26 protein-coding genes and 2 tRNA genes are annotated in these 24,411 nt (G+C 32.9%); 10 read left to right on the forward strand and 18 right to left on the reverse strand.

Annotated features, from left to right (window positions below):
• Positions 1–31 precede the first annotated feature (31 nt).
• Positions 32–796, forward strand: coding sequence for an alpha/beta fold hydrolase (locus tag IRZ83_RS17350; protein WP_029273285.1), 765 nt, complete (start codon positions 32–34; stop codon positions 794–796).
• Between the two features lie 42 nt (positions 797–838).
• Positions 839–1,459 (forward strand): ribosome biogenesis GTP-binding protein YihA/YsxC, encoded by a 621-nt coding sequence (gene yihA, locus IRZ83_RS17355; protein WP_029273284.1) that lies wholly within the window; start codon positions 839–841, stop codon positions 1,457–1,459.
• A gap of 88 nt (positions 1,460–1,547) precedes the next feature.
• On the opposite strand, the gene gldC is transcribed toward yihA, so the two are convergent.
• A complete protein-coding gene (gene gldC, locus IRZ83_RS17360; RefSeq protein WP_194570491.1) occupies positions 1,548–1,883 on the reverse strand; it encodes a gliding motility protein GldC in 336 nt (111 codons plus the stop codon).
• Positions 1,883–2,839 (reverse strand): gliding motility lipoprotein GldB, encoded by a 957-nt coding sequence (gene gldB / locus IRZ83_RS17365; RefSeq protein WP_029273282.1) that lies wholly within the window; start codon positions 2,837–2,839, stop codon positions 1,883–1,885. Before gldB ends, gldC begins: the two co-directional genes overlap by 1 nt.
• A 100-nt stretch (positions 2,840–2,939) precedes the next feature.
• Between gldB and nadE the strand changes: the two genes are divergently transcribed.
• On the forward strand, positions 2,940–3,746 hold the full coding sequence (nadE, locus tag IRZ83_RS17370; RefSeq protein WP_194570492.1) for an NAD(+) synthase: 807 nt from the start codon (positions 2,940–2,942) through the stop codon (positions 3,744–3,746).
• Between the two features lie 94 nt (positions 3,747–3,840).
• Positions 3,841–4,470: a response regulator transcription factor gene (locus tag IRZ83_RS17375; protein ID WP_026730588.1), complete on the forward strand. Its 630-nt coding sequence runs from the start codon at positions 3,841–3,843 to the stop codon at positions 4,468–4,470.
• On the opposite strand, the gene dnaG is transcribed toward IRZ83_RS17375, so the two are convergent.
• From dnaG to IRZ83_RS17400, 5 genes are all read right to left on the reverse strand, one after another.
• Positions 4,467–6,527, reverse strand: a complete 2,061-nt coding sequence (gene dnaG / locus IRZ83_RS17380; protein ID WP_194570493.1) for a DNA primase — start codon at positions 6,525–6,527, stop codon at positions 4,467–4,469. The two genes, IRZ83_RS17375 and dnaG, sit on opposite strands and share 4 nt — an antisense overlap.
• 125 nt (positions 6,528–6,652) lie before the next feature.
• Positions 6,653–7,699, reverse strand: a complete 1,047-nt coding sequence (locus IRZ83_RS17385; RefSeq protein WP_194570494.1) for a hypothetical protein — start codon at positions 7,697–7,699, stop codon at positions 6,653–6,655.
• 125 nt (positions 7,700–7,824) lie between these two features.
• Complete coding sequence (locus IRZ83_RS17390) at positions 7,825–8,541, reverse strand: hypothetical protein (RefSeq protein ID WP_194570495.1); 717 nt, start codon at positions 8,539–8,541, stop codon at positions 7,825–7,827.
• Positions 8,528–9,088, reverse strand: a complete 561-nt coding sequence (locus IRZ83_RS17395) for an RNA polymerase sigma factor (RefSeq protein ID WP_029273277.1) — start codon at positions 9,086–9,088, stop codon at positions 8,528–8,530. The genes IRZ83_RS17390 and IRZ83_RS17395 overlap by 14 nt, the downstream gene beginning before the upstream one ends.
• A gap of 183 nt (positions 9,089–9,271) precedes the next feature.
• Positions 9,272–10,249, reverse strand: coding sequence for a polyprenyl synthetase family protein (locus tag IRZ83_RS17400; RefSeq protein WP_194570496.1), 978 nt, complete (start codon positions 10,247–10,249; stop codon positions 9,272–9,274).
• 160 nt (positions 10,250–10,409) lie between these two features.
• Between IRZ83_RS17400 and IRZ83_RS17405 the strand changes: the two genes are divergently transcribed.
• Positions 10,410–11,270, forward strand: coding sequence for a hypothetical protein (locus tag IRZ83_RS17405; protein ID WP_194570497.1), 861 nt, complete (start codon positions 10,410–10,412; stop codon positions 11,268–11,270).
• A gap of 162 nt (positions 11,271–11,432) precedes the next feature.
• Here the strand turns inward: IRZ83_RS17405 and rlmN are convergent, their stop codons facing one another.
• On the reverse strand, positions 11,433–12,482 hold the full coding sequence (rlmN, locus tag IRZ83_RS17410) for a 23S rRNA (adenine(2503)-C(2))-methyltransferase RlmN (protein ID WP_029273272.1): 1,050 nt from the start codon (positions 12,480–12,482) through the stop codon (positions 11,433–11,435).
• Between the two features lie 211 nt (positions 12,483–12,693).
• Here rlmN and IRZ83_RS17415 point away from each other — a divergent pair, with 211 nt between their 5' ends.
• Positions 12,694–13,059: a hypothetical protein gene (locus IRZ83_RS17415; protein WP_029273271.1), complete on the forward strand. Its 366-nt coding sequence runs from the start codon at positions 12,694–12,696 to the stop codon at positions 13,057–13,059.
• 107 nt (positions 13,060–13,166) lie between these two features.
• Positions 13,167–13,808 (forward strand): O-methyltransferase, encoded by a 642-nt coding sequence (locus tag IRZ83_RS17420; protein ID WP_194570498.1) that lies wholly within the window; start codon positions 13,167–13,169, stop codon positions 13,806–13,808.
• Positions 13,809–13,903: 95 nt separating this feature from the next.
• Here IRZ83_RS17420 and IRZ83_RS17425 read toward each other — a convergent pair whose 3' ends face one another.
• From IRZ83_RS17425 to IRZ83_RS17455, 7 genes are all read right to left on the reverse strand, one after another.
• Entirely contained in the window at positions 13,904–14,467 is a 564-nt protein-coding gene (locus IRZ83_RS17425; RefSeq protein WP_194570499.1) for a phosphatase PAP2 family protein, read from the reverse strand.
• Between the two features lies 1 nt (position 14,468).
• Entirely contained in the window at positions 14,469–14,828 is a 360-nt protein-coding gene (locus tag IRZ83_RS17430; RefSeq protein WP_194570500.1) for a twin-arginine translocase TatA/TatE family subunit, read from the reverse strand.
• 117 nt (positions 14,829–14,945) lie between these two features.
• Positions 14,946–17,192 (reverse strand): M1 family metallopeptidase, encoded by a 2,247-nt coding sequence (locus IRZ83_RS17435; RefSeq protein WP_194570501.1) that lies wholly within the window; start codon positions 17,190–17,192, stop codon positions 14,946–14,948.
• A 66-nt stretch (positions 17,193–17,258) separates the two neighbouring features.
• Positions 17,259–17,765, reverse strand: coding sequence for a DUF6702 family protein (locus IRZ83_RS17440; protein ID WP_194570502.1), 507 nt, complete (start codon positions 17,763–17,765; stop codon positions 17,259–17,261).
• Positions 17,762–18,517: a hypothetical protein gene (locus IRZ83_RS17445; RefSeq protein ID WP_194570503.1), complete on the reverse strand. Its 756-nt coding sequence runs from the start codon at positions 18,515–18,517 to the stop codon at positions 17,762–17,764. The genes IRZ83_RS17440 and IRZ83_RS17445 overlap by 4 nt, the downstream gene beginning before the upstream one ends.
• Positions 18,507–19,235 carry a carboxypeptidase-like regulatory domain-containing protein gene (locus IRZ83_RS17450; RefSeq protein WP_029273264.1) on the reverse strand — a complete coding sequence of 243 codons (729 nt, stop codon included), beginning with the start codon at positions 19,233–19,235 and terminating at the stop codon, positions 18,507–18,509. The genes IRZ83_RS17445 and IRZ83_RS17450 overlap by 11 nt, the downstream gene beginning before the upstream one ends.
• The gene (locus IRZ83_RS17455; protein ID WP_194570504.1) at positions 19,222–19,989 is read right to left on the reverse strand and encodes a carboxypeptidase-like regulatory domain-containing protein; all 768 of its coding nucleotides are present in this window, start codon (positions 19,987–19,989) and stop codon (positions 19,222–19,224) included. The genes IRZ83_RS17450 and IRZ83_RS17455 overlap by 14 nt, the downstream gene beginning before the upstream one ends.
• A gap of 164 nt (positions 19,990–20,153) precedes the next feature.
• Here IRZ83_RS17455 and pepE point away from each other — a divergent pair, with 164 nt between their 5' ends.
• Entirely contained in the window at positions 20,154–20,861 is a 708-nt protein-coding gene (pepE, locus tag IRZ83_RS17460) for a dipeptidase PepE (RefSeq protein WP_194570505.1), read from the forward strand.
• A 140-nt stretch (positions 20,862–21,001) separates the two neighbouring features.
• On the opposite strand, the gene IRZ83_RS17465 is transcribed toward pepE, so the two are convergent.
• Both IRZ83_RS17465 and IRZ83_RS17470 read right to left on the reverse strand, forming a co-directional pair.
• Positions 21,002–21,074 (reverse strand) — tRNA-Gly (locus tag IRZ83_RS17465).
• Positions 21,075–21,179: 105 nt separating this feature from the next.
• Positions 21,180–21,252, reverse strand: a tRNA-Gly gene (locus IRZ83_RS17470).
• Positions 21,253–21,386: 134 nt separating this feature from the next.
• Here IRZ83_RS17470 and IRZ83_RS17475 point away from each other — a divergent pair.
• Both IRZ83_RS17475 and IRZ83_RS17480 read left to right on the forward strand, forming a co-directional pair.
• Positions 21,387–21,824 (forward strand): GNAT family N-acetyltransferase, encoded by a 438-nt coding sequence (locus IRZ83_RS17475; protein WP_194570506.1) that lies wholly within the window; start codon positions 21,387–21,389, stop codon positions 21,822–21,824.
• 1 nt (position 21,825) lies between these two features.
• Positions 21,826–23,409: a murein L,D-transpeptidase gene (locus IRZ83_RS17480; protein ID WP_194570507.1), complete on the forward strand. Its 1,584-nt coding sequence runs from the start codon at positions 21,826–21,828 to the stop codon at positions 23,407–23,409.
• Here IRZ83_RS17480 and IRZ83_RS17485 read toward each other — a convergent pair.
• Positions 23,398–24,120, reverse strand: a complete 723-nt coding sequence (locus IRZ83_RS17485) for a murein L,D-transpeptidase catalytic domain family protein (protein WP_029273258.1) — start codon at positions 24,118–24,120, stop codon at positions 23,398–23,400. The two genes, IRZ83_RS17480 and IRZ83_RS17485, sit on opposite strands and share 12 nt — an antisense overlap.
• Positions 24,121–24,411 lie beyond the last annotated feature (291 nt).

The following is a 24,411-nucleotide window of genomic DNA, read 5'->3' on the forward strand; positions in this document are numbered from 1 at the left end:
TTTGTCCAAATTGAAATTGGCATTAAATTAAATGGACAAACACTACAAAAAAGAAGGCAAATACAGCTATTATGAAGCTGGAGAAGGAACTCCTATCGTTATTTTACATGGCTTAATGGGAGGCCTAAGTAACTTTGATGCTGTAGCGGAATATTTCCCAACAAAAGGATACAAAGTTGTAATCCCAGATTTGCCAATCTATACTCAAAGTATTTTAAAAACTAACGTGAAAAGCTTTGCCAAGTACGTTAAAGACTTTATAACTTTTAAAGGTTTTGATCAGGTTATTTTATTAGGCAACTCCCTTGGAGGACATATTGCACTTTATCACACTAAATTATATCCAGAAAAAGTAGCTGGACTTGTAATTACCGGAAGTTCTGGTCTTTATGAAAGTGCGATGGGCGACAGTTATCCAAAGAGAGGTGATTACGAATACATCAGAAAGAAAGCTGAAGATGTATTTTACGATCCTGCTATTGCTACTCCAGAACTTATTGATGAAGTTTACGCAACAGTTAATGACCGCATAAAATTGATTAAAACATTAACGATTGCAAAAAGTGCAATTCGTCATAATATGGCAAAAGATTTACCAAAAATGACAGTGGAAACCTGTATTATTTGGGGTAAAAACGATGCTGTAACACCACCAAATGTTGCCGAAGAATTTGATAAATTATTGCCTAATTCAACTTTGTATTGGATAGACAAATGTGGACACGCTGCTATGATGGAACATCCTCAGGAATTTAATAATATTCTTGAAGAATGGCTCGTTAAAAAGAATTTATAGCATCTATCTCTCGACTTTAGGAGGTTTTAAAAACCCAAAAACATGAAAATTACAACCGCCGAATTTATTGTCAGCAATTCTGAAGTTGCAAAATGCCCTCAGGAATTTTTGCCAGAATATGCCTTTATCGGAAGATCAAACGTAGGCAAGTCGTCTTTGATCAATATGCTTACCAATCATAAAAATTTAGCAAAAACTTCAGGAAGACCAGGAAAAACACAATTAATTAATCATTTTAAGATTAACAACAATTGGTTTCTAGTCGATTTGCCGGGTTACGGTTACGCCAAAGTATCCAAAAAAACAAAATCAGTTTTTCAGCAATTTATTACTGATTATTTTGAAACCAGAGAACAATTAGTTTGCGCTTTTGTTTTAATTGATATTCGCCACGAAGCTCAAAATATTGATATTGAATTTATGTCATACATGGGAGAAAGCGAAATTCCGTTTTGTATTATTTTTACGAAAGCAGATAAAATCAGTAAAGTAAAAGTTGATTCTCACGTTGCAGCATACAAAAAACAAATGTTTGCAAATAACTGGGAAGAAATGCCCCATTATTTTGTAACCTCATCTACAGAATCGACTGGAAAAGAAGAGCTTTTAGCTTACATTGACGAAGTAAATCAGGAGGTTTTTAAAAATAATAGTCAGTTTTAAGAAAACAAATTTCAATAAATAGAAATCCCAAATTCCGAGTTTTAAAATTGGAATTTGGGATTTTTATTTATTGAAATTTAAGGAAATTTTATTTCGTCAATTCTAGTTTTTCTGCAAAATAATCACAGAAATCTTTCATTGTGTCTGACATTTTTTCGTCGTCTGTTGCGCGTTTAAAAGTATCAGACATTGCTACTAAAGTCTGGTGAAAGAAAATTTTCATTTCATCAACCGGCATATCTTTCGTCCATAAATCAATACGCATTGTTTCTTTAGCTTTACTGTCCCAAATAGACAGCATAATTGCTTTTGCTTCTTCTGCCTGCACTCCGCCATCTTGAGCGCTCCACGTTAATTTTTCTGGAACACGGTTTTTATCTAATTCTATATTGAATCTAATTTCTGAGTTTATTGTATCTGACATTATTTCTTAGGTTTATATTTTGACTTTTCAAAAATTTCTTTTGCATTCACTTTTAACAATTCTGACAATGCAACATTGTTATTTTTCATATAAGAACGAACAATCTGCCAGCCAATCCAAGCTCCTATGCGTCCTGGCGAATCGTTATCAATTTCTAAATAAAATTTAGAAAAAGGTGCCGGTGTCATAAATCGTGTTGTCAATTTCGGATCATCGCTGTACAGCATTTGTTTTTCGATAAAATAACGCCACATATAAGCTTCATTTTCTTCACACCATTTTATTTGTTCTGGCGTATAGCCTATTTTTTCAGCATCTGTATATTCTGGCAGCAATAAATCTTTTGCATACAATTGTTTTCCTTCAAAAATCATTTGAGAAACTAAATTTCTGTCTGGAAAAGCAGGAATATTTCTGTAAGCAAAACTAGATACGACATCTGGCATAATCTGTTTTTCTTCGAAATTTTGCTTTAAGTAAGTTGGAAACTCATAAAATTTATGCTCTTTTCCTAAATACAATTCCAATGCAACAATTACCAGACTGTCTGCATAGATTGCTTTGGCATTATAATCCATTTCCCCAATTACCGTAATTACTTTTGGCGTTTTTGTTTTAGGAAAATAATATTTTACATGCTGAAAAAGCGAATTAAATTCTTGGCGAACAGGCTCAATATTGGAATATTTTTTCTGCACTTCTTCATATACTTCTCTCCAAATTGGTTCCTGCATTTTCTTTAGCCAAACAGAGTCATCATTGCCAGCCGGAAAAAAGAAAGGATACTGTCTTTTTACTTTCGCCAAATCTTCTGGTTTGGTCTCAAAAAACACTTTATCAAAACGTTCTACTTTAATATCAACCGGAATTTCTTCCACTTCTTTTTCTACTTTGCTTTTTTGATCACAAGACAAAAAAAACAAGCACAGAACCACTGCAAAGCGATATATTTTCATTTTATTTTAATTAGATTTGTGTTGCATAAATTTAAAAAATACACATACTTAAAAATATTTGTGCAAATATACATCCCTGTATCTTAAAACTTGAACTATTATGGCTAAAAAAAGTACTATTCAAACAGAAAAAGTAAATACCCACATTGTAGAGTGGCTAAAAAATTATGCTAACAATGCAAAAGTAAATGGTTTTGTAATCGGAATTTCTGGTGGAGTTGACTCTGCAGTAACTTCAACACTATGCGCACAGACCGGCTTAAAAGTTTTATGTGTTGAAATGCCTATTCATCAAGCAGAAAGTCAAGTTTCAAGAGGAAGAGAACATATTGAGCAATTAAAAAAACGTTTTCCGAACGTTTCGAATGTAGAAACTGATTTAACAGCGGTTTTCGAAGCATTTAAGGCATCTGTACCAAAATCTGATGACGAAGCAAAGGTGAGCCTTTCTTTAGCAAACACGCGCGCTCGTATTCGAATGACATCTTTATATTATTTGGCCGGAATTCATGGTCTTTTAGTTGCCGGAACAGGAAACAAGGTCGAAGATTTTGGTGTAGGATTTTATACTAAATATGGAGATGGCGGCGTCGATTTAAGTCCGATCGCAGATTTAATGAAATCTGATGTTTATGCTTTAGGAGAATTTTTAACAATTCCACAATCAATTTTAACAGCTGCTCCAACAGATGGATTATTTGGTGACAATAGAACCGATGAAGATCAATTAGGAGCAAGTTATGATGAGCTTGAATGGGCGATGGAAGCGGCGGCGTCAGGAAAGACGGCGGTTGACTTTAATGGGAGAGAAAAATCTGTCTTTGAAATTTATAAACGTTTAAACACCAGCAACAAGCATAAAATGGATGCAATACCCGTTTGTTTAATACCAAAAACGTTAAAGTAGAAATTTTTAACATTTGTCAGCTATTAATTACAGAATTTATTTATTAATTTTACCGTTCCAAAAACATGATAATAATTCTAAAAAGGTAAAAATTATGATTAAAGTATGTCTTGCAGACAATCATCCTGTGACTCACTTTGGCGTTAAGTCTTATTTCAAAGACCACGATCAAATTTCAATTGTTGCCAACGTAGGCAATTTTTCAATGGTTAGAGATATTCTTCAGACGAAGGAGATCGACATCCTAATTCTAGATCTAGAGTTAGAAGGTCTTTCGAGCATCTTCGAAGTTAAATCGATCCTGAAGAACTTCCCAAAAACAAAAATTGTAATTTTTAGTGACCTCGCTGAACAAATGTATGCTCCAAATGCAATTAAAGCAGGAGTTTCTGGGTATGTGCACAAAACAGAAAAACTTGAAACATTAGGTCTTTCTATTATTAAAGTACATGAAGGAAAAATTATCATCAACGAAACTGTTCGTAAAAACATGGCTCTAATTGCTAAACAAAGCAAAAGCGAACGTTTGTACAGAAAACTTTCAAATCGCGAGATCGAAGTTTTACGCTATTTAAGCGATGGTAAGAAAAACAATGAAATCTCTAAAATCTTAAACCTGAACGAAAAAACGATCAGTACTTACAAATTAAGATTATTGACTAAATTGAATGTTACTAATTTAGTTGACTTAGTAAATAAGGCAAAGACTTTAGAAATTATTTAATGGTATCTTGACATTACTCTTCCGAGTTTTTTTGAGAACGAATTAACTAGTTTTGAGTAGTCGACTACCATAGACAAAAGCTCCGTATTATCTGAATTATCAGGTTGTATGGAGCTTTTTAATTCTTCGATAATTCGATCAACCAAAAACCAGCGCATAGACATAATAGTTTCCGTAACATATTGTGCGATACTCGCCTGTTTGTCTTTTGCAAAAATATTTTGCCCTTCCCAATTGTGAAGTGTTACTTTTTCATCTTCCATCAAAATATCCGTTACCTCTTGAGCAAAATCTGGCTGTAGACGCATTAAATACTGCTCTAAACTGAATTTTTCATTTTGAAGATAAAACGAAGTTAAGTCGGTAAAAATATCTCGGAATAAATTATTAGAAAGCTCTACTTCGTCTTCCTGCAAACTCAAATAAATTCGCTGAAAAACTTTGTATTCTTTCTTTTCCGTAATCATTTCGATTTCGCCTTCTTCATTGCTTTTCAAAAGAACATCTTCAAATTCTTCGGTTTTATCTCCGTAAAGCAATAAAATCTCAATTACTTTTCGTTCTAAACGATATAAAATATCTACTTTTTCAGTTTGCTGTCCTGGATATCCCAGTTCTCCTGGATAATCATCAGGAGGTCCCATTCTTGGATCTTCTGGATCTCCTCCTGAAAAACCAGCATTTTTTGAATTTTGGTTTCTGACAACCTCAAAAGGTTTTTGTTCCTGTTTTTGCTTTTTGTTAGCTTCGGCAATATCTTTTTGAATCAATTGCGCCAATGTACTTACCAAAACCTGTTCCGAAATATCCATAATTCTGGCACATTCCTGAATATACACTTCTCGTTGAATACGATCTGGTATTTTAGAAATACTCGTTACCATATCTCTGATCAGGTCGGCCTTTTTTATAGGATCGTTTTTAGCTTCATTCATTAAAATTGAAGCTTTGAACTGTATAAAATCTTTACTATTTTCTTCTAAATAGGCTACTAAATCGTCGTGCGAATTTTTTCTGGCAAAACTGTCCGGATCTTCCCCGTCAGGAAAACTGCAAACTCTCACATTCATTCCTTCTTCCAGAATCAAATCGATTCCGCGTATAGAAGCACGTAGTCCTGCAGCGTCGCCATCAAAAAGTACGGTAATGTTTCTGGTCAGACGATTAATTAATCGAATCTGATCTGGCGTTAAAGCAGTTCCTGAAGAAGCCACGACATTTTCAATTCCCGCCTGATTAAACTGAATTACATCGGTATAACCTTCAACCAAATAGCAATTGTTTTGTTTGGCAATTGCTTGTTTTGCCTGAAAAATTCCATAAAGCACTTTACTTTTATGGTAAATATCACTTTCTGGCGAGTTTAAGTATTTCGCCGCTTTTTTATCATTCGTTAAAATACGCCCTCCAAAACCTAAAACACGTCCGGACATACTTTCTATAGGAAACATTACACGTCCTTTAAAACGGTCAAAAGGACGATCTTCTCTGGCAATTGTCAAACCGGTACTTTCTAGAAATTCAAGTTTGTATCCTTTGCCTAAAGCTTCTTTAGTCAAAGCATCCCAAGTTTCCGGAGAATATCCTAAACTAAACTTTTTGATGGTTTCGTTTGTAAAACCTCTTTCTTTAAAATAGGAAAGTCCAATTGCCTTTCCTTCTTCTGAATTTAAAAGTGTTTTATGAAAATAATCTTTTGCAAACTCCGAAACCAAGTACATGCTTTCGCGAACATCCGTCATGGCTTTTTCAGCATCCGTCTGTTCTGTTTCTTCAATTTCAATATTGTATTTTCTAGCCAAATATCGAATAGCTTCCGGATAGGTAAATTGTGAATGTTCCATCAGAAATTTAACCGAATTCCCTCCTTTTCCTGTACTAAAGTCTTTCCAAATTCCTTTGGCAGGCGACACCATGAACGACGGAGAACGCTCATCTGAGAACGGACTCAAGCCTTTAAAGTTACTTCCGGCACGTTTTAAGTTGACAAAATCACCAATAACCTCCTCTACTCGAGCAGTTTCAAAAACAGAATCAATTGTACTTTGTGAAATCAAAACGTAAATATTTTTTTAAGTTGAAAGCCTGTAAAAGTACACAAATCCATCTTGAAATTTGTCGATTTCAAATAAAAAAAGTGCCTCTTTCGAAGCACTTTTTTCACTAACTAAACTTAATATACTTAATTCAAATCTAAGCGTAATCCTAATGATATATTATTTTCTTTGATTAAATTATCTTGAAATAAAGGGTTCAAATCGTACTTTAAATACAAACTCAATTCTTTATATCCGATATAAGAACTTAATCCATAAATGAAGTTATTGGTATTAAAGTCGCCTTTTGTTTTTTGTGTGCTTTTATAATCATTGTCATCAAATTTCAAAATTTGTTTTGATTTTACATTGATTCCTGCATAACCTCCAACTCCAAAACGGAAACTTTTATGCGTTCTAAAATAGGTTTTTCCGTTGCTTTCTTTAGGTTTAGAAAAATCAAATTCTAAATGAACCGGTGCTACTAAGTAAACGTTTCTAAAACGAGATTCCTCAAGATTTATAGCATTTGTCTCTAAATTAGTCTGATCGCCATCTACCGCAAAACTTCTGTTATCTGTCGGGCGGATATTATTATACATCAATGAAAGTCCGTATTTTGCATGCAATAAATTATCGTTTTTCATTAATCTAGAGTTATAGGTAAAACCCCATTCGTAAAAATGTGAACCCATAAAACTATAATTCGAATCCTGAAGTTTGCCATCGACCATTGTATTATTTAAACCCATTGCAAAAACAAATTGCGATGTAGTTCTTCTTTCGCCTCGAATAGAATCTTTATGGCGCTTTTCCCAATCTCTGTCATTCCAGTGAATAACCAGTGTATGTTTATTTATTGAATCTTGTTCTTTGATTTTTCCGTCGACTTTTTGCTGCACTAAATCATTAAGTTCATTTTGAGCCAAAGTCACTTTTTCTTCGATGATTACGGCTCTTGCTTCTGCCAATTCTTTTTTGCGTTTATCTGCTTGTTCCTGAGTTATTTTTCCTTCAGATAATTGAACATTTACAGCTTCAACTTCTTCTTTTAGAGTTGCTTTTTCTTCTTTTGTAATTTTCTCTATTTTATTGGCAATTTTTCTTGCTTTAGATTCAAAACTCTCTTGTCCAAGCACTTTACTGACAAATAAGAATACTAGAATTACGAGGTAAATGGTAAAATTTTTCATGATTGATTGATTTTTGATTGATGATTTTTGATTATGAATTATAAATTGTGAATTGTAAATTATCTGCTTTTATTATATAAGATTATATTGGATCGCAATTGATATTGTAATTGATGTTTAATAACTTATTCTTGTTTATTTCTGTTTGACAAGGCCACTTTTACCGTTTGGTAATTTTTATTGACTTTTGTAATTACTTTTTCTCTGAACGAAAGTTCTAATTCGCCGTCGACTTGATTAAGAAGATCGTTGGCATTGATTTTAATTTTTGATTTTGGCTTTTCCGAACTTTCAGCCACAACTGTTTTTTCTGCAGATTCTAACAACTGATCAACAGTTTCTTTTTTAGGATTTTCTGCGACTGAAGTTTGATTATTGATTGATTGTTTTTCTTGATTGTTTTTGATGATGATTGAAGACTCCGCTATTTGTTTTGATTCATTTTTACTGGTTTTATTTGAAATTTGATTATTTATTTTTTGTTGTTTCGTTAAAGTGTCTTCTAAATTTCTTTCAGCAATTACATTTTCCGTTTTTATTGAATCAACATTGTTTAGAGTAGTTTTTGCAACTGATTCTTTTTCAACTTCTTTTTCAACAACTACAGTTTTTGGAATTTCAACTGCATTTTTATTTTGATTCAAAAAGAAAGTTCCAACCAACAAAAACCCTATAAAACTGGCTGCGATATACAACCATTTTCTGTTTTTCGTTTTAGGTTGTTTTTTTTCTTCAGCAACACTCAACATAGCATCTAATCTGTCCCAGGCTTTGTTGCTTGGTTCAATTTTGCGCTCGTTTAGTTTTTCACGGAAATCCTTTTCAAAATTATTCGGTTCCATTATCTTGTTTTTTTAAAATAGTAATTTGTGTTTGCAGCATTTTTCTAGCGTGCGATAATTGCGATTTTGATGTTCCTTCATTAATTCCTAACATCTTGGCAATTTCATTGTGTTTGTAGCCTTCAATAGCGTATAAATTGAAAACCATTTTATAGCCATCTGGCAAAGCGTCTATCAAAAATTGAATTTGTTCAACTGTAAACTGGCTATCGATTTCATTAAAGCTTTCTTCAACAAAAAACTCATCTTCGGCAAATTTTACTTTTTTCTGAACTCTTAAATAAGAAATGCATTCGTTAACCATAATTCGGCGGATCCAGCCTTCAAAACTTCCTTTGTGTTCGAAGTTTTTTAAATTCGTAAACACTTTCATAAATGCCGTAATCATTACATCTTCTGCCAATTGAATGTCTTTTATATATTGTCGACATACACTCAACATTTTTGAAGAAAACTTACTGTAAATCTGCTGTTGTGCCTGACGATTATTTTCGACAGCCAACTTTATGATTTTGGTTTCTTCTTGATGTAAATGAATAATTTTCATTTATACGCTTTTGGTTTTTGGTTTTAGAAACAGACTTCTATTAGCATAGACGATTGTCGATTTGAAATGGTTGCATGAGATAGGAAAATTTTCAATAAAAAAAATCCAAAATTCCATTCGCACAGAAACAAACAATTGATTCACAACAAAGTAAATCAATTATCTAATTAATAAATTTTCTAATTATTTTTTTCTTTCGATGACGTAGTTTACCATCAAAGTCAGCGCCTCTTTATACTCAGAATCTTCGAAGTTTTGAAGCAGAGAAAGTGCTTCCTGCTGGAATTGCACCATTTTGTTTTCGGCGTAAGCCAAACCATTGTTGTTTTTTACAAAGGCAATCACTTCTTTGACACGTTTTTTGTCTTTGTTGTGGTTTTTGATGGAGTTTATCAGCCACTTTTTTTCCTGCGGGGTACAAGTATTTAAAACGTGAATTAAAGGCAAAGTCATTTTTTGCTCTTTAATATCTATTCCCGTTGGTTTTCCGATGGCTTCTTCGCTGTAATCAAATAAATCGTCTTTGATTTGAAAAGCCATTCCGATCAACTCACCAAACTTTCGCATGTTTTCTACCTGAACATCATCTTCAATTACAGATTTTGCACCGAGCGCACAACAAGCGGCAATAAGTGTTGCTGTTTTCTTTCGGATAATTTCGTAATAAACATCTTCTGTAATATCAAGTCTGCGGGCTTTTTCTATTTGAAGTAATTCTCCTTCGCTCATTTCACGAACGGCAACTGAAATAATTCGTAGTAAATCGAAATCGCCATTATCAATAGAAAGCAATAATCCTTTTGAAAGCAAATAATCACCAACTAAAACGGCAATCTTATTTTTCCAAAGTGCATTTATGGAGAAAAAGCCACGACGGCGATTACTGTCATCTACTACATCATCGTGTACTAAAGTTGCAGTATGAATTAATTCAATAACTGAAGCGCCACGATAGGTTCTCTCGTTTACAATACCGCCAGAAACCATTTTTGCAGTCAGAAAAACAAACATCGGACGCATTTGTTTTCCCTTACGATTTACGATGTAATAGGTTATGCGGTTCAGCAATGCAACCTTTGAAGTCATCGATTCATGGAACTTTGTTTCAAAAAGTTCCATCTCGTTAAAGATGGGCTGTTTTATTTGAGAAGTAATATTCATTTCGATTTCAAATATACTATTTTAAATAAAAATACGTTGTGTATTTTATGTTAGTATATGAATATTTTATACACTAATCTAAAAAACCACACCGAAAACACAATCTAGTTAAAGCCTAATTTGAATTCATTAATTAAAATCACGTAAAACTTAATTTATTATGAAAACAAAATTTTTATTTATTGGAACATTAGTCGCTTTATCTTTTTTTATCAGCTGTAATTCTGATGAAAAAACAAATAACGGTTCATCAGCAAAAATTTCAAACGATGAAATTATTACAAATTCTACTATAGATGCCTCTATAGATGATGTAACAAACATTGCCGAAGATCAATTTAACGCACAGCAAAATATAGCTGCAAAACCAAGCGGACCTGTAAAAAACTTTCTTCCGAGCTGTGCTACTATTACAACAGTTTTAACAAATAATACCTGGACAAGAACAGTCGATTTTGGCGTTGAAGGATGTACATTAGAAAACGGAAATACAGTAAAAGGAAAAATGGTTATTTCTTTCTCTAATGATTTTTCAGCTTCGACCCAGACTATTAGCTATACTTTTGACGGATTTTATCACAATGGCAAAAAACTTCAAGGAAGCAAAAGCTTAGTGCGAACTGTAAAAACAACAGATTTATTAGCGACAGCGCATCCCGTTTTGACTGCAGCTATTGATTTGACTATTACTTTTGATGATGGAAAAGTATACAGCAGAAAAGGTTCTTTGGTTAAAGAAATGACTGCTGGTTATGACACGTGGTTTAACTGGGAAGATAATGTTTTTGTGGTAACAGGAAGCGGTACAACAACTTTCCCGAATGGAGATACTTTTTCAGCTGAAATCACAACACCTTTAGAATTTAAAGCTTCCTGCAAAAAGTCATTTGCTGTTAAAGGAGTTGTTTCAATTACTAAAAATGGAGCAACAGCAGTTATTGATTATGGCACCGGAGATTGCGATACGCTTGCTAAGATTACAAAAGATGGAGTAACGGAAGAAATCGATTTGAAAAAATAGAATCATCCTTTTTGCCCAAAAAAAAAGCATTAAAAACAAGAAGGCTCTCGTTTTTAATGCTTTTTTGTTTATCATAATGCTATCAAATGTTGCGATGGAACATTATCCTCATTTTGAATATTTTTTTTTTCTCATGATAATATATTTCTACGAAATATTATATTACATTTCTGCTTCTTTATTGGCTAATTGACCACAGGCTGCATCAATATCTTTTCCTCGGCTTCGGCGTACTTTCACCACTATTCCAATATTTTCCAGCGCTTTAATGTAAGCCATTATTGATTCTTCTGAAGCTTGCTGAAACTCTCCATCATCAATTGGGTTGTATTCGATTAAATTGACTTTGCAAGGCACATATTTACAAAATTTCACTAATGCATCAATCGAAGCTTTATCGTCATTAATTCCTTTCCAAACTACATATTCATAAGAGATTTTACTTTTGGTTTTTTTATACCAATATTCTAATGCCTCACGTAAATCTGCTAAGGGAAAATTCTTGCTGAAAGGCATAATTCGAGCTCTGATATCGTCGATTGCTGAATGCAGTGAAACAGCTAATTTGAATTTCACCTCATCATCAGCCATTTTTTTGATCATTTTTGGGATTCCAGAAGTCGATACCATAATACGTTTTGGCGACATTCCTAAGCCTTCAGATGACGTTACCATATCTATCGCTTTGATGACATTATTGTAATTCATTAAAGGTTCGCCCATTCCCATAAAAACAATATTCGAAAGCGGATGATTATGATATAAACGGCTTTCTTTATCTATTGCCAAAATCTGGTCATAAATTTCGCCTGGCTCTAGATTTCGCATTCTTTTTAAGCGTGAAGTAGCGCAAAAATTACAATCTAAACTACAGCCTACTTGGCTTGAAACACAAGCAGTTGTTCGAGTGTCGGTCGGAATCAAAACAGATTCTACAACCAAACCATCATGAAGACGAACGGCATTTTTTACTGTTCCGTCACTGCTTCGCTGCATCGTATCAACCTTAATATGATTGATAACAAAATTTTCTTCAAGCATAGAACGTGTTGTTTTGGCAACATTCGTCATATCCTCAAAACTGTGCGCTCCTTTGCTCCACAACCATTCATAGACTTGATTTCCACGAAAAGCTTTGTCATTATTTGCGACAAAAAAATCTCGTAACTGATCTTTTGATAAGGCTCTTATGTCTTTTTTCTCGATTTGCATGCCGCAAAGTTACTAAGTATTTATGGAAACCTTTTACTTCTGAAAAAACTTTAGCAGTAAACTTTTAAAATCTAAAAAATTGGCACGAGAATTGTCTTGCTGTCAAAAGGAAAATAATCTTACAAAGCGCGCAATCATTTTAAAATGTGTATCTTTATTTTTCAGCTTTATAACCTTTAAATTTTATAACCTTTAAAAAAAATTGATTATTATGAAAAAACAAATTTTAAGCTTAGCTGTTGTTGCTTTATTAGCATTTGCTGTTCAATCTTGCGAGAAGAAAGAACCAAAACCGGAAGAAGAGAATTTAACTCTTGGAAACAAAGTTGACACTTTAACAACAGATATTGAACAAGCAAAAGACAGTGCAGTGATTAAAGCAGAAAATGCTGCTGCTAAAGCTAAAGAAGCTTCTGAAAATGCTGCCCAAGATGTAAAAGACGCTACAACTAAAGCTGCTCAGGATGTAAAAGATGCTACTAAAAAAGGAGCACAAAAAGTAGAAAATGCAGCCAAAGCAGCCAAAGACGGAACTGTAAAAACTGCTAAAGAAGTAAATAAAGCTTTGAAAGAATAATTTCTTTTGAATTCAAAACTGAAACCATTCATTACGAATGGTTTTTTTATGCAAAAAAGTTAGCGGATATTTTTTGTATTTTTGCTTTCAAATTAGAAGACTACAACATGCATTTTATATCACAAGACTTAGAAGATTATATCGAACAACATTCTGAAAACGAACCAGAATTATTAGCAAAACTTAATAAAGAAACTCACCAAAAAATTCTTTTGCCAAGAATGTTGAGCGGTCATTTTCAAGGGCGCGTTTTAAGCATGTTGTCTAAATTGATTCGCCCAGTAAATATCCTTGAAATCGGAACGTACACTGGTTATGCTGCGCTTTGTTTGTGCGAAGGAATGCAGGAAAATGGACAATTGCATACGATTGATATAAAAGAAGAACTTGTAGACTTTCAAAGAAAGTATTTTGATGCCTCGCCTTGGGGAAACCAAATTTTTCAGCATTTAGGAGAAGCCGTTGATATTATTCCAACTTTAGACGTGAAGTTTGATTTGGTTTTTATTGATGCCGATAAGGAAAATTACCTGAATTATTGGGAAATGATTGTTCCGAAAATGAATAAAGGCGGTATTATCTTGTCTGATAATGTTTTATGGAGCGGTAAAATTCTGGAGCCAGTTCACCCGAATGATGTCAGCACAAAAGTACTTTTAGAATATAATTTGCTTTTGAAAAATGATCCTCGAGTGGAGACTGTTTTATTGCCAATTCGTGATGGATTGACGGTGAGCAGGATTGTTTAATTTTTTAAAGTTCTTAAGATACATAGGAACTAAGGTTCTAAAGTCTTTAAAAAACTTAAAAACGCAACATCTTAGAAAATTAGAATCTTTTAAAACTATCCCGGAAAATACTGTGGTTTTAATTTCTTATAAACCAAAGAAAGTAAAAATCCAAAAACAGCTCCGAAGAAAAAACCTGCAAGAATGTCTCCTGGATAATGCAATCCTAAGTAAATTCGGCTATAAGCGAATATTAACGGCCATAAAAATAAGAATCCTAAATACTTGAAATAACGTTTTAGAATCAAATATAAAAAGGTTGCAACAGCCATTGTATTTGCTGCGTGTCCAGAGAAAAAACTGTATGAAGTTCGCACTTGAACAATTCGAATAATCGATTTTAAATCAGGATTATTGCATGGGCGCAAACGTTCGAAAGTATGTTTAAACAGGTTGCATGTCTGATCTGTAAAAGCTATTAGAATTGCTATAAAAAGCAATATATACAAGGTTTGCTTGCCTCCTACTTTTTTATAAATAAGAAAAAAGAGAAATAAAAAAAATGGCGTCCAATATAACTGATTGGTTATAATGAGCCAAAATTTATCAAATGTTTCAGAGCCTAAACCGTTCAGATATACCAGTAAATTAATATCTAATTCTTTTATTTTTTCAAGCATATTACATTTGGCGTTTAACAGGTCCTGAGATTGAGTCTATGTCTTCTTTTACTTTATCAATTTCCGTTGCAGTCTCTCCTAATAAATTACTCGACAAATTAGTCGTATCGCCTAATAAGTTCGATTTTGCATCGTTAATTTGAGCATTTATATTACCCGTAATATCAGTCAGCGCTTTTGCATCGAGACCGTTAGCCTCTGCTCCTTTTTGAATTTCGCTTTTAATATCGTTGGTTGCATTTTTTAACTGCGCCATCGCTTTACCCATTGTACGAGCAATTTCAGGCACTTTATCTGAGCCAAAAAGCATTAGTACTATAAACAGTATGAAAACTAGTTCTCCTCCTCCTATACCAAACATATCTTTTATTTTAGTGTGCCACAAAGATATTAAATTTTGCAGCTTAGAGTTTTAAAATTTACTTAAAAAAAAGAAGACTCCAAAAAGAGTCTTCTTTAATTCTATTTTAATTGCATTTTAGTCAAATTTTGACTTCTCTTCTACTTTTGGCCAAGCATTGTTGGTTACATCAATATCAGCAGTCATTAATTTTGGATCTATTTGTATGCTTTTGATTGCTTTTGAAGTGGCATAAACTTTTTTAGCCGTATCATTATTTTTTCTCCAGATTTGAGCTGGATACTGGTAATTATCTTTTGATCCGTCTTCATAAGTGATTTCAACTAAAATTGGCATAATCATACCTCCTGGTTTATTAAACTCAACTTCGTAGAAATATTTAGGCGATTTTAAGCTGGCTTTTTCTTCTGCTGTAAAGGTTTGATTTACATAATCTGCCAAAGGCTTTACATCATCCACTTTTAGGGCTTTTTTGCTTGATGCATTAACTTCTGCATTATCACCAGCAACTAAATAAACAAACGGTCCTTTATCAAAACCAAAACGTCCCTTTCTAACTTTTACGTCTTTAAGATCTGCAGTTGGCGTTTCGGAAACATAATATTGTTTTACATTTTTGATTCCGATATCTACAAAATCAGTTGAATAAAACCATCCTCTGAAAAACCAATCTAAATCTACAGCAGAAGCATCTTCCATAGTTCTAAAGAAATCTTCTGGAGTTGGATGTTTAAACTTCCATCTGTTTGCATAAGTTCTAAAAGCGTAATCAAACAATTCTTTGCCCATTACAACTTCTCTTAACATATTAAGACCTGTAGCTGGTTTCCCGTATGCGTTATTTCCAAATTGAGCAATTGTTTCAGAGTTCGACATAATTGGCTCTAAAAACTTTTGATCTCCACTCATGTACGGAACAATATTTTTTGCAGGTCCGCGTCTTGAAGGGAAAGTTGGATCTAATTCTTGTTCAGCCAAATATTCTAAAAACGAATTTAAACCTTCGTCCATCCAAGTCCATTGACGCTCATCAGAGTTTACAATCATCGGGAAAAAAGTGTGTCCAACTTCGTGAATAACAACACCAATCATTCCGTTTTTAACTTCTTTGCTTGTCACTCCATTTTCATCAGGACGACCAAAATTCCAGCAAATCATTGGATATTCCATACCTTGATCTTCTGCAGAAACTGATACCGCTTTTGGATAAGGATAATCAAATGTATGAGATGAATAACTTTTTAAAGTATGTGCCACAACCATTGTTGAAGTTTCTCCCCAAAGCGGATTTGCTTCTTTTGGATAAACTGATTCAGCCATAACAATTTTACCGCCCAATTTTACTGCCATTGCATCATAAATGAATTTTCTTGAAGAAGCAATACCGAAATCACGTACATTTTTAGCACTGAATTTCCATGTTTTTTTCTTTTCAGAAAATCCTTTTTCTGCTGCTTCAGCTTCAGCTTGAGTTACAATTACAACAGGCTTGTCAAATGATTTTTGAGCTTGTTCGTAACGTTTTACCTGTTCTGCTGTAAAAACTTCGCTTCTGTTTGTTAGTTCTCCTGTCGCATCAATTACGTGATCTGCAGGAACTGTAATGTTTACATCGAAGTTTCCAAAAGGAAGAGCAAACTCTCCACTTCCCCAGAACTGCATATTTTGCCATCCTTCAACATCGTTGTAAACTGCCATTCTTGGGTAGAACTGTGCTATTACATATAATTTATTTCCGTCTTTTTCAAACAATTCATAACCTGAACGGCCGCCTTCTTTTCTATAATTATTGATGTTATACCACCATTTTATTGCTAAAGAAATTTTTTCACCCGGTTTTAAAGGAGAAGTCAAATTAATACGCATCATCGTTTCATTAATCGTATATGACATTGGATTTCCCTTCGCATCTTTAACTTGTTCGATGTTAAAACCGCGCTCTAAATCTTTTTTCAAATATTTACTAGAAAAACCATCAAGAGGCAATACCTGATTAATTTTTTCGCTTTCTGCTAAAGAAGTCTGCGTATTTGGTCTCGCTTGATTTTGATCTAACTGAATCCATAAATATTCTAAACTGTCTGGAGAATTATTTGAATATGTAATTACCTCAGAACCTGTTAATTTTGAATTTTTATCATCTAGTTCAATATCAATTTTATAATCGGCCTGTTGTTGGTAATATGCAGGACCTGGTGCTCCAGAAGCAGTACGAAACATGTTTGGAGTTGCCAGCAAATCATACATTTGGCTAAATTTGTTTGTATCGTATTTACCTTGTTGTTTTGGAACAACTGGAGTTGGTGTTTTTTCCTGAGCCATAAGCATAGCTGGAAAAAGCAATAATAATGAAAGTTTTTTCATAAAAATTTAATGGTAATTTTGTCAGGGTGTGAAAATAATAATTAAAATGATAATTTTAACTATTAATTAATACTTTAACAATTCTTTCCTTGAAGATTCTGTAAATAGCACGCTCCTTTTTGTGCCGAATGCTGAAATATGTGTAATGTTTTGCTGTTCTGAATTCCAATCAACTAAAATAGTGTTTGAAATTTCTAGCGTTTTAAACTTCTCAATATCTTTTATTCTGGAATAACATACTAAAACATCATCAGACTCAACTTCTTTAGATAAAAAGGAAACTGCTTTTGACTGGCCGTTTACTTTTATTAAAAAATTTTCAGCAAGATATTTTTTTAATAATTCAACATCTTCCGGAGTTTCTTTATCAGTACCTACAAAGGTTTTTTTGTGGTATTTTTTCTCCATTCCGCTATTCAAATCGTCAACGAAAATGCGGGAAGTAATCTGAATCATTTTTTTTTCGGCAGCATAATTTACCTGAAAAACGCCCATATAAAATTTATGAAACGCAAAGGCCGAAAGCGACAAAAACAATACCCCTATTAAAGGATAAATTAATCTTTTTTTCATTTCTGACTCACCTCAACTTTTTTAAACTCTTTATTTTTATTGATCATAAAATCGATCAATTCAAATTTTTCTTCTGGTTTTACGTGCTTTTTTGATTCTGGATCGTTTGAGCAGTACATTAAAAACAAATCAACCTCATCTGGCTTTAAACCTAATGTTTTAGAAAAAAAATCGGGCGTAAAATTAGCTTTAGCATATTCAACAAAAGCAATATCTGTTATTACTTCTTCTTTAACTTCGTCATTTTTCTTCAAGAGTTTTTTGACGTCTTTAAAAATTCGGACAAAATCAGTTCCATACTTTATTGTTTGATCAGAGTACATCACCGTATTTTTTGCTGTAGACTGCCTGTCATCTTCTAACTGTAAATCTACTATCGCCTGTGAACTGCCTTGCAGCGATTTTACTTTTAAATCTTTATGAACCAAAACCTCTTTTAATTCATTGCTTACTAAATCTAGAGGAACTGAAAAAAGTATTTCAGCACAATCTTTCTCTGTCAAAACAATTTTTCTAGATTGAAATGCCAAGCCCGTGAACAGTAAAGTATCTTTGGGTTTTGCCATAATATCAAACAAGCCTCCAGAACCAATAAAAGTTCTAACGTTTGCATTGATATTCATTACATAACCGCTTTCTATGGCAAGAGTATTATTTACAACTTGACCATGCAACGGCTTCCTTGAATTATTTTGTCCCAGTACGATCTGGCAAAATAAGCACACAACGAGTATTCCAAGTTTATTTTTCATTTTCGAGAATTATTAGATATTTTCGGGCTAAATCTGTTATTAAAAACATACTCATTGTTTTGTTCTTAGTATTCAAAGATACGGCAAATTCAGAATCATCTATACAAAATAATTGAAATCCTTTAACATCATCTGCCGGAATCTTTAATCTTTCCGTATAATAATTCCCATCAAACAGGTATTCCATTTTCTTAAAAAGCATTTCTTTCTTCTCTACATTTACTTCTTTTTTAAGCATTGCAGTTCGTCCAGAAATCTTATTCAAAACCTTATCGATTGAAGTAGAAGTTGCAGTATAAACTTTTCGTTCAGCAGGGGTATATGTTTTTTGGCCGTGTGGCACAATTCCGAGATTTTCAGTTGTAATATTAGCATTTTCATTTACTACAACTTCTTTTAACTCTATTTCCTTAGCTGTCATTTTGATTTCAAGCTTATTTAACTTTAAGTCATCAGCCGTAATTCTCCGTTTGAAAGGCTCTAGATTTACTGAAGAAAAAACCAAAACATCACCTTCTCTGACCACAATCGAAAACATTCCGTTTGCATCAGAAATAGCAGTAACCTGAGTATTATTATTTATTATATTAACACCATCAACAGAAGTAGATTGCTCGAAAATTTGACCCAAAATTTCTTTTGAAGCCGTATTTTGCGAAAAACCAAGTTGAACGAAGAACAGTAAAAGGATTATATGTAAAGTATTATTTAATTTCACTTGCAATTATTTCTTTATATTTAACCGCTAATTCGGCTAGTAAAAATTCTGTAGAAGTCTTGTTTTTAGAGTTTAAAATCACGGTAAATTTATCATTCTCTATGGCATAATATTCAAATCCTTTTACGTATTCTGACGGAATCTGCAGTTGATTTACAAAATGATCCCAACTAAACATACGCTCCAAAAGCTTCATAAAAGCTTCTTTTTTCTCAACAGCTAATTCCTTTTTCAGCATTGCTGTCCGTCCAGACAACAAATTGAATAACGGATCTGCAGATACTGACGCACCAACCATCCCACTCACACTTGCCTGCGGATTTAAAGCTGTAGCCGTATGCAGTTTTCTTTCTGCTTCTGTATACGTTTTTTGTCCTGACGGAACAATTCCTAAAGAAACTGCATTTATATTATCATACCTTTTAATAATAACTTCCTGCAATTGATGCATTACCATGCTTAATTTTACGATAAAATTAATATCAGAAAAATTTTCTGCGGTCAGCAAAACTTTACATTCCTTAAATTGTATAGATGAAAAGACTAGTGTTTCTCCCGGATTAGCCAAAATCGAAAAAGCTCCTGAAGCATCTGTTGTCGTCATTGTTTCTGTTTGAGCATTTACAACGTAAACTCCCTCCAAATCAGAAGTGTTAGCTGAAATTTTTCCACTAATAGTAGTACGTTCCTGCGTTTGAGAAGAAACACTCTGACTGAAAACAACGAGTAAAAAACAGGCAACTTTGTTAATCAAAATGATAAAAAATTAGAATTATTCTTAAAGATGTAAAAATATCTTAATGTATTGCAAATTTAGTATTAATGACTTGGTAAAAATATGTTAATTAAACCTGATTTATCACTATCAAAAAGACAGTTTTAATATCTTTAACCTAAATAATTCGAGTCCAAAATCATATGAAAAGCATTATTATTGCCAGTACTTCTACCCTTCACGAAGGCAGTTATTTAGAGTATTTATTACCCACTTTACAGTCTCATTTTAAAAACTGCAAAAGCATTTTATTTATTCCTTATGCGCGACCAGGAGGAATTTCGCATGATGATTATACTCAAAAAGTTGCCCAAGCTTTTTTTGCAATTAATATTGCAGTAAAAGGAATTCATGAATTTGAAGACCCTGCAAATGCCATAAAAAATGCTGAAGGCATTTTTACAGGTGGAGGAAATACTTTTTTATTAGTTACGCAATTATACAAACATAATATCATACAGCTACTTGCTGAAACTGTAAAAAACGGAACACCTTATTTAGGAACAAGTGCCGGAAGTAATATTTGCGGTTTATCGATGCAGACTACGAATGATATGCCGATAATTTACCCTCCAAGTTTTCAGACTTTAGGATTAATTCCTTTTAACTTAAATCCGCATTACTTAGATCCAGATTTAAAGTCAAAACATATGGGAGAAACGCGCGAGACCAGAATTAAAGAATTTCATGCCTTTAATGCAATTCCGGTTTTAGGTTTAAGAGAAGGAAGCTGGCTTGAAGTAAAAGGCGAAAAAATTACTTTAAAAGGAAGTTTGACTGCACGTTTATTCAAACAAAATGAAATTCCGATAGAGCTGGAAACTGAAAGCGATTTGAGCAACTTAAAATAAAATTCGAATATTTTAAATTTCAAATTCTAAGTTTAAAAAAAGCAAATGCTAAATATCTGGAATTTGAAATTTAAAATATTCGAATTTACGTAATTGCTTAAAAACAAAAAAGCCTCAAACAATGTTTGAGGCTTTTGAAGAGCGAAAGACGAGGCTCGAACTCGCGACAACCAGCTTGGAAGGCTGGAGCTCTACCAACTGAGCTACTTTCGCATTAACAGGGTGCAAATATAAATAATTAAATGGTTTAAAAAAATAAAAATCAAAAATTATTTAGCTTTGATAAAAAAACCGAAACAATTAAGTTTCGGTTCTTAGAGCGAAAGACGAGGCTCGAACTCGCGACAACCAGCTTGGAAGGCTGGAGCTCTACCAACTGAGCTACTTTCGCATTACTGGTGCAAATATAAAAAATAAGTTAAGTTCAAAACAAGCTTTTTTTCAAAAAAAATTAATTAAAAACAACATTTTTCTATAATGCATTTAAAACTAAAAAGTTATAGAATTAAATATTTTTCAAAAATCATGAATATTATTAAAGAAATCACCTCAAAAGAAACTTATAGTGTAAGACAGCCTGTTCTCAGAAAAGGAAAACCCATAGAAAGCTGTATCTTTGAAGGAGACGATTTAAACACTACGCATCACTTTGGTTTGTTTAATAATGAAAAATTAATAGGAATTATTTCGTTATTCAATAAAATCAATACTATATTTGCCGAGCAAAATCAAGCTCAAATTCGAGGCATGGCTGTTTTAGAAACGCATCAAAAAAAAGGATTTGGCGAAGCTTTAGTTAAACATTGTGAAACCTACTGCAATGAAAACAAAGTTGATTTGATTTGGTTTAATGCCAGAACTGCTGCTGTTGGCTTTTACAAAAAAATGGACTACCAACCCCTAGGTGAACCATTTGATATTAAAGATGTCGGCGAACATTATTTGATGTATAAAAAATTATAGAATGAAGAAACTTTACTTTTTATTAGTAATATGCATTTTTATTGCGTGTAAAAAAGACACGCCCAAATCTATTCCTGTTGCCAAAAAAAAGGCACCAGCCATCATACTTACTGATGAAAGAACAGTTCAAATTGATACTGCTACAATAAACGCTTATAAAAGCGAAACACTTCAGCAGTTTTATAATTCATCTGAAAATAAAACCGTTTGGGGAAATCTTAAAAAAAGAGCATACGTTTTATCTCAACTAAGCAAATCAGACAAACTTGGCTTAGAACCAGAAGATTATAAAGCAACTCAACTGAAAAAATTTGAGGACAGAATCAGTTCTCTAAGCGACAAAGATTTAGCGACCTATGACATTTTATTGACTTATAATTTTGAAAAATACCTCAATCACCTATATAAAGGAAAATTAGATCCTAAAAAACTATATACAGATTGGGATTTAGAAGAAAAGACATTTGACGTCAACAGTGTTTTAATAAAAGCTTTTAACAAGAACAAACTAGACAGTATTGTTGATGCAGTTCAGCCAAAGTCACAAACATACAAGCAGTTATTAAAAGCGCTTGAAATTATTGATACTTTCCCAGAGGATAATATTAAAACTATTGAGGCGAAGGATAAAATAACTTTAAACGACACTAATTCTGCCCTAATAAACATCAAAAAAAGACTCTTGTATTGGAATGATATGTCTGGCAAAGACAGCCTTACTAGAATTTACGACAAAAAAACATTTGAGTCAATCAAGAAATTTCAAGAAAGACATGGTTTAGCGTCTGATGGTGTTATTGGTCAAAGCACAATTAGTGCTTTGAATTATTCTAAAGAAAAAAGAAAGCAGCAAATTATAGCAAATTTAGAACGCTGGAGGTGGTATACAACTGATTTAGCTGAAAACTACTTTATAATTAATATTCCAAATTACAGTTTGAATGTTGTTGAAAACAAAGACACAACATTAGTAAGAAATGTTGTAGTGGGAACTAGTAAAAGGAAAACACCTATTATAACTTCAGCATTAAAAACAGTTGTTTTTAATCCGACTTGGACAGTTCCACCAACTATTTTAAAAGAAGATGTTGTACCGGCCATGAAACGCAATCGAAACTATTTGGCAAAGAAAAACATTACAATATATGATACTTCTGGAAATGTGGTAGAACCAAATGCCTGGAATGAAAACAAACCAAACAACTATCGTTATGTACAAAGTCCTGGATATAACAATTCATTGGGATTAATGAAAATTTTATTTCCAAATCATCACAGCGTATACCTGCACGATACAAACCATCGAAATTATTTTGGGAGAAGCAATCGTTCTTTAAGTTCAGGCTGTGTTCGTGTCGAAAACCCGCTAGAATTAGCAGAGCATATTTTGAATGATTCTCTGCGATTCTCTAAAGAAAAAATTGACACAATTATTGCATCTAAGAAAACGATGAGTTTCAAAATAGTTAAAAAGTACGCTTTATATCAATGGTATTGGACCGCTTGGAACGAAAAAAATCAGCTCATTTTCAGAGCTGATATTTATAATCTAGATTCGAATTTATATGCTAAATTAAGAAATTAGCTTTTGTTCCATCGCAAAACCTCTTGATGGATGGTAGATATACAAACACGATTTTTCTTTTATTGTTTGAATTATTTCATCAGTCAATTCAACTGGCAAAGCAGGACAGCCTTGGCTTCTTCCTAATCTTTTATGATCTCTGATGAACGATTCTGAAACGTAATCTGCTCCATGCATTACAACGCCTCTTTCGCGGGCATTATCATTAAAACCTCTCTCCAAACCGTCTAAACGTAATGAAGCTCCGTGTTTACCTTGATAAATTTCGCCTGTAGCATAAAAGCCAAGACTGCTTTTAAAAGATGAGTTTGTGTTAGAAAAAGCAGATGCAAATTCTTCACCTGTATTTCTTCCGTGCGCTACTAAAGATTGGAACAAAATAGTATTTGTCGACAAATCTATAACCCATAAACGTTTCATGTTTGAAGACAAACTAAAATCAATTAAGGTCAAAATATCTTTTTGAATAACTCCTTTTTCTTTTAGAAGATAAAACCCTTTTAAGGCTTCAGAAAAAGTTCTAAGTTCAGGCAATTGAAAATGGTTTGAATTTAATGTATTGTACACACTTTCAATTTTAGCATCAACTGTAAGTTTTTCAACTTTAGCAATGCTTTTACTTGTTTCATTTTTAACTTCGGGAGTGCTTTTTGAATCTTTACCAAAAGACAATAACAAAAACACTAGCAATGGATAAATTTTGTAAATCATTGAAATTCTTTAGGTTAAACAATAAATTTGGGTATGGCAAAATTATACATTTTTCATAGCCTACAAAATACAACTCTGGAAATCAGGCACTTTTTGTTTAAATTTTAACATTATTAACACAAATATGCTATTTCTGTAAGAGAATTACTTATGCATAAAACCTTAACGTTTATAGCTTTTTTCTTAAAAAATATAGAAATAAGTGGTAATTTTGAAACTTAAACTGTAACAAATACAACAAAATGCAGTCTATTGTTCGTAAATAAAGAAACCCTATTATTACATTTTCTT

Source organism: Flavobacterium sp. JLP (assembly GCF_015350755.1).
In the GTDB taxonomy this organism is placed as follows: domain Bacteria; phylum Bacteroidota; class Bacteroidia; order Flavobacteriales; family Flavobacteriaceae; genus Flavobacterium.